This is a genomic window from Cohnella sp. GCM10027633, assembly GCF_042675445.1.
Lineage (GTDB): Bacteria > Bacillota > Bacilli > Paenibacillales > Paenibacillaceae > Cohnella.
Genome location: NZ_JBHTGV010000009.1, coordinates 1 through 11,954 on the forward strand (window position 1 = coordinate 1; position 11,954 = coordinate 11,954).

General features: G+C 59.4%; 8 protein-coding genes and 1 rRNA gene. 2 read left to right on the plus strand and 7 right to left on the minus strand.

Features of this window, described 5'->3' with window-relative positions:
• A 16S ribosomal RNA gene (locus tag ACFQZG_RS18835) occupies nt 1-87 on the minus strand; the annotation flags it as partial.
• A gap of 341 nt (nt 88-428) precedes the next feature.
• On the opposite strand from ACFQZG_RS18835, the gene ACFQZG_RS18840 reads away from it, so the two are divergent.
• Nucleotides 429-851: a DUF4395 domain-containing protein gene (locus ACFQZG_RS18840; RefSeq protein ID WP_378155280.1), complete on the plus strand. Its 423-nt coding sequence runs from the start codon at nt 429-431 to the stop codon at nt 849-851.
• 116 nt (nt 852-967) lie between these two features.
• Complete coding sequence (locus ACFQZG_RS18845; protein WP_378155282.1) at nt 968-1,369, plus strand: hypothetical protein; 402 nt, start codon at nt 968-970, stop codon at nt 1,367-1,369.
• Nucleotides 1,370-1,423: 54 nt separating this feature from the next.
• Here ACFQZG_RS18845 and ligA read toward each other — a convergent pair whose 3' ends face one another.
• The 6 genes from ligA to ACFQZG_RS18875 form a co-directional block, all read right to left on the minus strand.
• Nucleotides 1,424-3,448 carry an NAD-dependent DNA ligase LigA gene (gene ligA / locus ACFQZG_RS18850; RefSeq protein WP_378155284.1) on the minus strand — a complete coding sequence of 675 codons (2,025 nt, stop codon included), beginning with the start codon at nt 3,446-3,448 and terminating at the stop codon, nt 1,424-1,426.
• 35 nt (nt 3,449-3,483) lie between these two features.
• Complete coding sequence (gene pcrA, locus ACFQZG_RS18855; protein ID WP_378155286.1) at nt 3,484-5,931, minus strand: DNA helicase PcrA; 2,448 nt, start codon at nt 5,929-5,931, stop codon at nt 3,484-3,486.
• The gene (pcrB, locus tag ACFQZG_RS18860) at nt 5,921-6,640 is read right to left on the minus strand and encodes a heptaprenylglyceryl phosphate synthase (protein ID WP_378155288.1); all 720 of its coding nucleotides are present in this window, start codon (nt 6,638-6,640) and stop codon (nt 5,921-5,923) included. The genes pcrA and pcrB overlap by 11 nt, the downstream gene beginning before the upstream one ends.
• A 100-nt stretch (nt 6,641-6,740) precedes the next feature.
• Nucleotides 6,741-8,264, minus strand: a complete 1,524-nt coding sequence (locus tag ACFQZG_RS18865) for an FAD-dependent oxidoreductase (RefSeq protein ID WP_378155289.1) — start codon at nt 8,262-8,264, stop codon at nt 6,741-6,743.
• 139 nt (nt 8,265-8,403) lie between these two features.
• Nucleotides 8,404-9,279, minus strand: a complete 876-nt coding sequence (galU, locus tag ACFQZG_RS18870; protein ID WP_378155291.1) for a UTP--glucose-1-phosphate uridylyltransferase GalU — start codon at nt 9,277-9,279, stop codon at nt 8,404-8,406.
• 82 nt (nt 9,280-9,361) lie between these two features.
• A complete protein-coding gene (locus ACFQZG_RS18875; RefSeq protein ID WP_378155292.1) occupies nt 9,362-11,878 on the minus strand; it encodes a U32 family peptidase in 2,517 nt (838 codons plus the stop codon).
• Nucleotides 11,879-11,954: the final 76 nt, after the last annotated feature.

Sequence of the window (11,954 nt, forward strand, 5' to 3'; positions counted from 1 at the left end):
ATCCCCGAAGGAATAACTCCGCTCGACTTGCATGTATTAGGCACGCCGCCAGCGTTCGTCCTGAGCCAGGATCAAACTCTCCATAAAAGTGAAACTTTTATCGAAGAGCCATGAAGGCTCAATCTGTATTGCTGGTTTGTTCACCGAAGTGAACGATTTATTACCGTAAATTACGCTCGATGTTCAGTTTTCAAAGAACAAGCTCGGTGTTTCTCTTTCGTTGCCGCCGTGCGTCTCGCGAAGCAGCTATAAGAATATATCACGGATCGAAAGCGGATTGCAACCCTTTTTCTGCAGGAAATTTAATACAGTGAATTCACGATGCGATACGCATCTTGCGCGCCCTCTACGAACTCCCTATTGATAATCGTCGCGGTTGCTCGTATATTAAAACTAAGTAAACTACTCGGATTAAGAGGTGCATCCCTATGAAGGAAGTTCCTATGCGTTACGTCAAAGCCAATCAAGCCGGAATCGTCCTCTTCGTTATCGTCGCGCTGGCGTTGCACGAGCCTTGGGTTCTGGCCGCGTTATGGATCATTCAAGTCGTCGGTCTCGCCACGGAAGGACGGCTCAACCCTTTCGCCGCGCTCGCGAGACGGTTCTATCCCGCGCAAGGCAACGTCGAGATGCAAGCCGTCGTCTTGCAACGCTTCAATAACACGCTCGCGATCTTGTTCCTGACGTTCTCCCTGATCTCATGGGCTATCGGATGGACGATCGCCGGCGTCGCGTTCGCCGCCATGCTGCTCATCGCCGCCGGCGTCGCTCTGCTCGGTTACTGCATCGGCTGCACGCTCTACTTCCAATTCAAGCAATTGCTTGCTCGCAGAGGAATCAAGCAGTCCTAATCGATCAACCGCATAGTCGAGCCAACCAGGAAGCGCATCCGTCGGATGCGCTTCCTTTTTTATTCGCAACCTTATACGTCCTCCCAACGTTACCAAACCTAAAGGAGCTGATTCGTTTGAAAGCCTTGATCCTCTTGATCCTCGCGATCGTACTTACGGGCTGCGGCGGCCACGCCGAGGAGGGCCCTGCTTACGATCCCTTAATTGCGCGTCTTCACAAAGTCGTGGACGGACAGACCGGCGACACGTACAAAGAAATCAAGGACCCCCAGAAAGCGAATGAACTATATGCGATATTGCGACGGTCGGATGAGAGCAACAGCTTCGTCTCGATGTCGCGCGGTCCGGATGATGTCATCGAGATCGTGAACGATTCCCCTACGGCTTCCGCCGAGCCCCGTATTTACAACATTTGGTCAACGCCGGATAAACCGACGGTCGAAGTCATCTCCTCGATTCATGGCGGTTATGTCCACTTAAACGAAGAACTCGGCGCGATAATCAAATCCGTCCTCTGACAACGCAAAAACGCTCTCCGATGAATCGGAGAGCGTTTTTCGGCTTTCTAATCGTTACGCCTCGCCCAGCAACCGCAGCAGCTCCTGCTCGTCTTCGAGCACCTCTACGCCAAGCTCGCGCGCTTTGGTCAGCTTGCTGCCCGCGCTCTCGCCGGCGATGACGAGATCGGTCTTCTTGGACACGCTGCCGGATATCTTCGCTCCGAGCGCCTCCAGCTTCTTGGCCGCCTCGTCGCGGGTCATCACCGACAAAGTACCCGTCAGGACGACGGTTTTGCCGAACAACGGATGACTCGCGTCCGCGGTCGCCGCCGCCGGACGCGACGCTTCCGCCTTCACTCCCGCTTCGCGCATACGCCGAATGCTCTCGACCATGAGCGGGTCGCGGAAGAAGCTCGCGATGCTCTCCGCGACGATGCCGCCCACGTCCGGCAGTCCCTGCAGTTCCTCGGCTTCCGCGGCCATCAATCGGTCCAGGTCTCCGTAATGGTCCGCTAGCATCTTGGCCGTCGCCTTGCCCGTATTCGGAATGCCGAGAGCGTTCAAGAACTGCCCCAGCTCTCGAGACTTGGACTTCTCCAGCGCGGCGACCAGGTTCGTCGCCTTCTTCTCTCCGAACCGCTGGAGTTTCACGAGATCCTCCAGCGCGAGCGCGTACAGATCGGCCGGATCGCGTACTTCCAGCTCGTCGTACAGCTGCTCCGCCGTCTTGCCGCTGAACGTCTCGATGTCCATGCAATCGCGGGAAGCGAAGTGCGTAATGCGACCGATCGTCTGAGGCTTGCAGCCAAGCCGGTTCAAGCAGAACAGATGCGCCCCTCGCATCTCGAGCGGCGATCCGCAACCCGGACATACGATCGGCACTTCGATCGTCGCGCCCGGCTCGTCGTCGGCTTTGCCGAGAATCTCGGGAATGACGTCGTTGGAACGCCGAATGAATACACGGGTTCCGAGCGCGTGCATCAGGTTCTTCCGTTCGATGTCGCCGATGTTGTTGAGCGTGCAGTTTTGCACCGTTACGCCTGCCAGCTCGACGGCTTCGACGCGAGCGAGCGGCGTGATTTTGCCCGTGCGGCCGACTTCCCAAGATACCGACTCCAGCACCGTCGTCGTCTCTTCCGCCTCGAACTTGAACGCGACCGCCCAGCGCGGGAACTTGTCCGTATAACCGAGCGCTTGGCGCGTGCGCATGTCCGTCAGCTTGACGACCGCTCCGTCGATCAAGTAATCGAGCTGGTCCCGGCGCGCCACGACGCGCTCGAGCTCGGCGACGACTTCCTCCACCGTAGAGAAATAAGCGACGTAAGGGTTGACCGGGAAGCGATTGTCCCGAAGGAAATCCAGCATCTCGCGATGGTTCCCGAACGAAACTCCATCCGCGTAACCGACGTTATAGAAGAAAGCATCCAATCTCCGCGCGGCCGTCAGCTTCGGATCCTGGTTGCGCAGGGCGCCGGCCGCGCCGTTGCGCGCGTTCTTCAACGGCTCCGCCGCCGTCTTGTTGTACTCTTCGAGCACGGACAGCCGCATGAAGCCTTCTCCCTGCACCTCGATCGTACCGCCTTCGAACCCGATCGTCAGCGGCACCGTGCGAATCGTCCGCGACTGCGCGAGAATGCCTTCGCCGACTTCCCCGTTGCCGCGCGTCGCCGCTTGCGTAAGCTCGCCCCCGGAATAGGTCAAGTTGAGCGACAGACCGTCGAACTTCAGCTCGACGACGTACTCCGGCGGAGGCAGCGGCTGATCGGGGTTCTTCGCATTATAATCCTGAATCAACCGGCTGGCTCGAGCCGCCCAGGCGAGCAAGTCTTCCGTGTTCTGCGCCTTGTCCAAGCTCCACAGCCGGGACAGATGGCGATGCGGCTCGAAGCCTTTGAGCAATTCTCCGCCCACTCGGCGCGTCGGAGAGTTCGGCAGCACCGTACCGCTCGATTGCTCCAGCGCGACCAGCTCGTCGTAGAGCACGTCGTACTCCTTGTCGCTGATCGTCGGTTCGTCTTCCGTATAGTAGCGATGACCGTGCGCGTTCAGCTCTTCTACGAGCTCGCGCATTCTTGCCGTGGCATCCGTGATCGCCATCCGCCCTCAACCTCTTCCCGTCGATAAATGATTGCTTATACTTTCGTAACCGGAGCGAACGCAGCGAGCAACCGCTTCACGCCGACCGGTGCAGGGAACGCAATCTGCAGCTCCATGTCGTTGCCGGCGCCTTTGACCGCGACGACCGTACCGATGCCCCACTTGGCGTGCTGCACCTTGTCCCCCGCCGCTACATTCAAGCCTTCCCCGGCAGGGCGCGCCGCAGACGGTGCCGGCGAAGCGACGGCCGGCCGCGATGCCGCCGCCGGACGAGGCGCCGAAGCTCCGGCACCGGCGGCCGGCCTTGCGCCGAATCCGCCGCCCGCGCTCGTCGCGCCGCTACCGAACGGACTTGCGCCCGATGACCCGCCGCCATAAGTGCCGCCTCGAGCGCCGAATCCGCCGCCGCCCGTCCCATTGCCGCTGCCGCCGAGGCGCGACGAGTAACCGCCGTAGGAGCCATAAGAACCGCCCGATCTGCCGGCCGCGGAACCCGATACTTCCTTGAGCGATTCGGGAATTTCCTCAAGGAACCGCGACGGCGCGTTGTTGTTCGTTCGGCCGTACAGGAGCCGACTGCGCGCGCAGGTCAGGAACAGCTTCTTCTCCGCCCGCGTAATGCCGACGTAAGCGAGCCGCCGTTCTTCCTCCATCTCCTCGTTGTCTTGATACGCGCGGTTGCCCGGGAAGACGCCCTCCTCCATGCCGACGATGAACACGACCGGGAACTCCAACCCTTTGGCGCTGTGCATCGTCATGAGCACGACGGCGTCGCCCGCTTCCTCCCCATCGTTGTTCATCGAATCGATATCGGCGATGAGCGCGAGGTCCGTCAGGAACGACACGAGGGATTTGTCCTCGTTGCGGTTCTCGAACTCCTGCGTAACCGACAGGAACTCCTCGATATTCTCGAGCCGCGACTTCGATTCGAGCGAGTTCTCCCGAATGAATTCGGCGCGGAAATCGGTCATCTCCAGCATTTTCTCCGTCAGCTCGGTTACCGATAGATACTCGACCATGGACGTCAGCGCGCGCATCATGTCTCGGAACGAACCTAGCGCAGCCTTCGCCCGGGCCTGTATATCCAGGTGGTACAGCCCGTCGCCGAGCAGCCCGTCCCCTTCGTTCAAGAACCGGAAGATCGACACGCCTAGTTGTTGCGCCTCCGCCTGCACCTTCGCCATCGTCGTGTCCCCGAGACCACGCTTCGGCTCGTTGATGATCCGCAGCAAGCTGATGTCGTCGTCCGGATTGGAGATAAGCCGCATATAAGCGAGAATGTCCTTGATCTCCTTGCGATCGTAGAACTTGATGCCGCCGACGATCTGGTACGGAATTTCCGACTTGATCAGAATTTCCTCCATGACCCGCGACTGCGCGTTCGTGCGGTACAGAATCGCATGATCGTCGAAACGGCGGGCGTTCTGACGGTTGCGGCGAATCTCGCCTGCGACGAAGTAGCCTTCCTCGTGCTCGGAATCGCCTTGGTAGACGGTGATCTTATCGCCGCCGCTCTGGTCGGTCCACAGGTTCTTGGCTCTGCGTCCCAGATTGTTCTTGATGACCGAGTTCGCGGCGTCGAGAATGTTGGACGTCGAACGATAGTTCTGCTCGAGTAGAACCGTCGTCGCGTTCGGGTAATCCTTCTCGAAGTTGAGGATGTTCGTGATGTCCGCGCCACGCCAACGGTAGATCGACTGGTCGCTGTCGCCGACGACGCACAGGTTATGGTGCTTGGACGCGAGCAGCTTGCACAGCATGTACTGCGCGCGGTTCGTATCTTGATATTCGTCCACGTGGATGTAACGGAACTTGTTCTGGTAGAAGTCGAGCACTTCCGGCACGTCCTTGAACAGCTGGATCGTCAGCATGATCAGGTCGTCGAAGTCGCAGGAGTTGTTCGCCTTCAGTCGTTTCTGGTATTGGGTATAGACGTTGGCGACGATTTTCTGAAAATAGTCTCCCGCCGTCTGCTCGTACTTGTCGGGAGCCACGAGCTCGTTCTTCGCGGCGCTGATCGCCGCCTGCACCGTCTTCGGCTCGATCTTCTTCACGTCGATATTGTTGTCCTTCATGATATTGCGGACGACGGACAATTGATCGGCGGAATCGAGAATGCTGAAGTTCGAGCTGAAGCCGATCCGCTCGATGTCCTTGCGAAGAATGCGCACGCACATCGAGTGGAACGTGCTCACCCAGATGTCCCGGCCGGACGGTCCGACGAGCTTGGACACGCGCTCTTGCATCTCTCGAGCCGCTTTGTTCGTAAAGGTGATGGCCAGAATGCTCCACGGAGCGGCTAGCCGCTTCCCGATAATATAAGCGATGCGGTGCGTCAACACGCGCGTCTTGCCCGACCCTGCGCCGGCCATGATCAGCAAAGGCCCTTGCGTCGTAATCGCCGCTTCGCGCTGCTTCGGGTTCAGCTTGTTGATCGCCGCTTCCATATCGAGTTCGTCGGATGGTCCCTTCTCAAAAAACATGCCCTTGCTCCTTTATCGGTTCGTTCGCCGCGGTCACCGTGGACAGCGCGGCTTCGAGGTTGGAATAGATGATATTGCCGACGACGACGGTGTTCGCGACTTCCGCCGCCGCGCGCGCGCGTTCGGGGGAATCGATGCCGCCTCCGTAGATCAAGTGAGCTTGCTTCAAACTATCGCGGACGCGCGCGACTAACGCCATATCGCCGAACGTTCCGCTGTACTCGACGTAGAGCACCGGGACGTTCCATAGTCTGTCCGCGACTTGGGCGTAAGCGACTGCTTCCGCGGCGGTGAGATCGGTTCGCGCATTCGTGACCCGCGCCACCGTCGAATCCGGATTAAGCACGAGATAAGCTTCGCCGACGACGTCCTCCCACGGAAGCAGATGGCCGAAATCCGCGAGGGCGGCCGCATGCCGGCCGATCAGCCAATCCGCGCTGCCGGCGTTGAGCACGCTCGGCACGAAATACCCGTCGAAACCCGGCACGCCGCACGACGCGTCCGACAGCTCGAGCGCGCAAGGCACCTCGTACCTGCGAATGCGGGCGAGCAAATCGACCGTGTTGTCGAACGTCACGCCGCTCGAGCCGCCGACGAGAATCGCGTCCGTGCCCGACAAGCATAGCCGATCGAGCGATTCTTCGCTTATGTCCCTCTCGGGGTCCAGCTTGAAGACATGCCTCCACTGCTTAACCATCGAATGAATCATTGCGCCTCCGGAAAATAAGAACATATGTTACCTTCTAGTGTACAGGAAAACGGATGGCGTTCCAAGCGAACGCCATCCGTTTTTTCGCGACGATACGCAATTATGCCTGAAGCAAACCTTGATCGAATAATTGCACTTGCCGAGCGTTTAACCCGAGGATTTTATTCGCGCCGGGAGCCTCGTCCAGGGCGATGCCGTGCTTCTGCCGAACGTATTGCCGCAGGCTCGCCATTTGCCCCTCGTCCAGGTCGATCAGCTTCCGATCGCCCTGCAGCTTTCCTAGCATGATGACGATGACTTCCGCGGCCAGCGCGGTGTTCGGCTGAATCCGCGCGCTTCCGTAAGCGACCGCGGACGCGCCTATGGCTTTGCCGGCGACGATGACGTTGTCGTAGCCCTTCGATAGAAAAGCGCGAAGCGGCATGCCGTATCGGTCGGGCTTGCCTTTGTGCAAGCCCCATTTGCGGTGCATCGTGCCCTGCAGGTCGATGGCGTAACCCGCGATGCTTACGTTATCCCAGAACATCGTGCCGCTCATCGCGTCGGTGCCCTTCAAGACGTACTCCGTCTCGTAACGGTCGCAATCCCGGACGTACAAGTAACTCGGATAACCGTTGATCTCCGCTTGCTCCCAGCCCGGCAACGATTGCCGGAGATGGAGGAGCACGCGCCGCGTTTCCCGCCTGCCTTCTTCCATCGCGCGCCGGATGTCGTCCGGATCCGCCGAATCGACGTTATAGGCGAGCAGCGCGTTAATCGCGGCTTCTCCATCGCCTTGGTTGATGATGTTCAGGCCGCGCAGCATCCACTCCTCCGAGCTAGGCGCATAGCTTCTGCCGACATTGCCGAAGCCCCAAGTGGATGAAGCCGTTACCGTCGTCAAGCTCCCGTACCGCCGTTCTCGCTCTTCGCCGGGCAAGACCATCACTTCGCGCCGGAACCGATTCCAGTCGACGTTCCTGAAATTCATCATCAATGTCGCGGCCATATAATCTTTCGGACCGCCTCCGAAAATCGTCTCGATTCCCGGAATGCGCCGCAGCCCGAGACGGCTGGTCAATGCGGCGTGATCGGTATTTTCCACATAATACGTTGCCGTAATCCGCTTCTCCACGCCGTCTCTCGTGGAATAGACGATCGTGCCGACCGACTTGCGCGAATGGTTCGACGTTGCCGGCCGGATATCGATCGACCGGAGAACGACACCCGATTCGATAGGAATGCCTTCGATTAGCGATTCGTAATAGAGGCGGAATTCGGCCGGCTTGCGAATGTCGCCTTGCTTGTACCGGTCGAACAGTTCTTTCATGCCGCCTTGAAGCAGCGATTGGCCGTTATCGTTCGTCGGCTCGTCCAGAAACAGCATCTCGCCCTGAAGCAATTGGCCGCCCGGCTCGTCTCTCGGGTCGAGTATGACGACGGACAGCCCGGCCTCCGCAGCCGCCTTCGCTAGATAGACGCCTTCGATCTCCGAACCGATAACGACGACGTCCGCATGAACCGGATCGGAAGAACCGGTAACCGGCCGAACGACCGCTTCCGTCTCCGCCTCCGTCGCAACGACGATACCGCGAGAGAATACAAGAATGAACATCATAACGATAAAAAGTCCGATACGTCCCACTGGGTTTCCGTTCTCCTTACGCCTCAAGCGAATCATTTCTACCGTTAATGATATGCCGGGTAAAAGGCTGGCGTAAATGAGAGGTTGTAGACAAAAATGCCCGCATTTGGCATGCGGGCTTCGTTATTTCCTATGAATGCTACAGCTTGCTCTGAAGGTACTCTCTGATCTCGTCCTTCAAATCCGGACGCTCGAGCGCGAAGTCGATGATCGTCTTCAGATAGCCGAGCTTCTCGCCTGTATCGTAGCGTTTGCCATGGAAGTTATAGGCGTACACCCACTCGTCCTGCATGAGCCGGAAGATCGCGTCGGTCAGTTGAATCTCGCCGCCCGCTCCGACGTCCTGCGTCTCCAGGATATCGAAGATAGCCGGAGTTAAAATATAACGGCCGATAATCGCGACGTTAGACGGCGCCTTCTCCTTCGAAGGCTTCTCCACGACGCCGCGCACTTTGATAATCCGGTCGCCATCGCCGCCCTTCGGATCCGGATCGACGATCCCGTATCGGGAAACTTCGTCGTCCGGCACATTCTGCACGGCCAGCACGGAGCTCTTCACTTTGTCGTAGACGTCCATCATTTGCTTCAGGCACGGCGTCCCTCCCTCGTTCCGGACGATGTCGTCCCCGAGCAATACGGCGAACGGTTCGTCGCCGATGAACTTGCGCGCGCACCAGATCGCGTGGCCGAGTCCCCGCGCTTCCTTCTGCCGGATGTAGTGAATGTCCGTCAGATCGGACGCCTTCTGCACCTCGGACAACAAGTCGAGCTTGCCCTTCATGCGCAAGTTCTGCTCGAGCTCGTAATAGCTGTCGAAGTGGTCCTCGATCGCGCGCTTTCCCTTGCCCGTAACGATCAGAATATCCTCGATGCCGGACGCGACCGCCTCTTCGACGATATACTGGATGCCCGGCTTGTCGATGATCGGCAGCATCTCCTTCGGCATCGCTTTCGTAGCCGGCAAGAACCTTGTGCCTAAACCTGCCGCGGGTATAATCGCTTTGCGGATTTTCATGACCGACGACACCTCTCCCTATGTAAGGCGTGCCGGTTGCCGCGACCGTCGTCGCAGCCCCCGGGGCGCCAAGACTACCTTCTTACTTCACCAATTGTCCGCGAGTGACGCCGAGCTGGTTCGTCGCCTTCAGCTTGCGCCACACTTCCCCGCCGCCGATCCGGCCGTCGAGCGCCGCGCGATACAGCGACAGCACCTCTCTGACTTTATCGGCGGTCTCCTCCAAGAATTCAACCCGGTACGAGCGAACGCCCAGTTCCATGAACGTGCTCAAGTATTCCGCGCCCGATTGCTCGACCGCGTTGTACACCGTATTGCGGCAGCCTTCGTCCACGCGAACCGGGTGGGACATGCCGATCCGGTCCTGCAGCGACGCCCGCTTCTCCTCGCAAGGACGGCCGCAGTTCGTGTAGTTCGTGCCTTCGCTCATGAACGTGCAGTAGACGCAATGCTCCGTATGGAACATCGGCATGTGCTGGTGAAGGACGATCTCCAAGCGGGTCGTATCCGCCCGGCGCAGCATGTCGACCATCTGCTGAATGTTCAGGTCGTACGACGGCGTTACCCAATCGCAGCCCGCTTCGCGGAACAGATCGACCGTCTTGTGGTTCGCCACGTTCAGGGAGAAATCGCCGATCAGCATCGGATGCTTCTGGTCCGGTTTCTCCATCCGTTCCTTCAAGTAGAAGTACATCGCGCCGGTATTGCGGACGAGCACGGCATCCGGCTGCAGCTTCAGAATGTTGCGGTGGTAGCCGTTCTCTCCCGGCATATGAATGCGCGGGGTGACGAGCGCGATGCGCTTGCCCTTCTCTCGGCACAGCTTGACCGCGTCCGGGAACTGCTTGATGAATTCAAAATCCGCGTAGATGAGCGAAACGTCCGTGTCCACGACCGCCTCCACTTGCTCGAGCGTCCGGCAAAGCGCGGTAAGCGCGGCGGAACCGACGGGCACGGAGTCGGCTTCTTCATGCGAATCCCCGTACGTATCGATGTCATGCTTGATATACTTCGGCGGCTGCTCGCGGAGCAGCTCCAACTGCTCGGCGGCTTCGCGGCGCATCCTGTTCAGCTCGCTCTTGGGCACGATGACGTCGCCTTTCAGCCCGACCTCGAGCTGCTCCAGATGGTAGATCGTCCCGCCGAGGCGGCCAAGCTGCTCGTTCAGCACCTCGTGACCGAGCGGACGCTTCTCCGCGCGTTCGAGCGGCATCTCGGATTCGATCGCCACCGTCGTGCCCAGCCGAACGTCCGTCCAGATCGTGCGAAGCGGAATACCCTCTTGTCCGAATACGGATACGGCAACCGGCAGCGTGCGCAGCGGCTTCTCCGTCTCGAACGTCGTACGCAGCCGGCGATCCAGCGCCGGGTCGCTCGTCTTCCAGATACGGTCGCCGACGCGAACGCGATTCAGGTCGATGTCGTTGCGCCCGGGAATGATCTCGATCCGGTCGCCTTCAGGCGCTTCGCTCTCCAGCTTCAGCCCGTTGCGGCGCACGTCGTACACGCGGCCGCCTTCTTCCTTCTTCGTCGGATCCCCCGCGTCGAACACGATGCCGTCGCCCCGCTTCAGCGGCGCTTCCAGCTTGCAGACGACTCCGTCGCGCAGGATCTGCTCGACCTTACCCAAGTAGACGCCGCGGCTCTTCGGGAACGTGCCCTCGACGAGCTGCTTGTTGTTCGTGCCGTCCAGGAACCCGTGCGTGAAGCCGCGCGAGAAGCTCTGCTGCAGCTCGCGCACCTCTTCCTTCGAAGGGCCGGTCTCGTCGCCTTCGAAGTACTTGTCGATCTCCTTGTTGTACTTGCTGACGACGTTCGCGACGTACTCGGGGCTCTTCAGCCGTCCTTCGATCTTGAACGAAGTGACGCCCGCTTCGATCAGCTCCGGCACGATGTCGATCGCAGCCAAGTCCTTCGGGGACAGCAAGTACGCGATATCGCCCATCGGTTGATGCACGCCGTCGACCATCAAGTCGTACGGCAAGCGGCAAGCTTGCGCGCATTCCCCGCGGTTCGCGGATCGGCCGCCCCACATCTCGGAAGTCAGGCATTGTCCGGAGTACGACACGCACAGCGCGCCATGCACGAACACTTCCATCGGCAGCTTCGCCTGGACGCCGATTTGCTGAATTTGCTTCAGGTTATTCTCGCGTCCCAATACGACCCGCTCCAGGTTCCAAGGCTTAACGAACTCGACCGCCTCCGGAGAAGTGATCGTCATCTGCGTCGATCCGTGAATCGGGAAGTCCGGCGAGATCTCGCGGATCATCTTCACGAGGCCGAGGTCCTGCACGATAACAGCGTCGACGCCGGCGTCGATACAAGCTTCGATCAGCTTGCGCGCTTCCGGCAACTCGTCCTCGAATACGAGAATATTGAACGTGAGGAAGCCCTTCACGCCGTACTTATGCAGAAACTTCATGATCTCCGGCAGCTCGTTCGTCTGGAAGTTGTGCGCCCGCGCGCGAGCGTTGAACTTCTCCACGCCGAAGAAGATCGCGTTCGCTCCGTTCGCGACCGCGGCCCGCATGCACTCCCAATCTCCGGCCGGCGCCAACAATTCGATATCTTCACGCCGCAACGCGGCTTTGTCTATCATGATCTCGTTACCCTCCAAGCCGCTCCGTGGCGGCAATGTACTACTGTTAGTATAGCAAAGTCCGCAAGACGGGGCT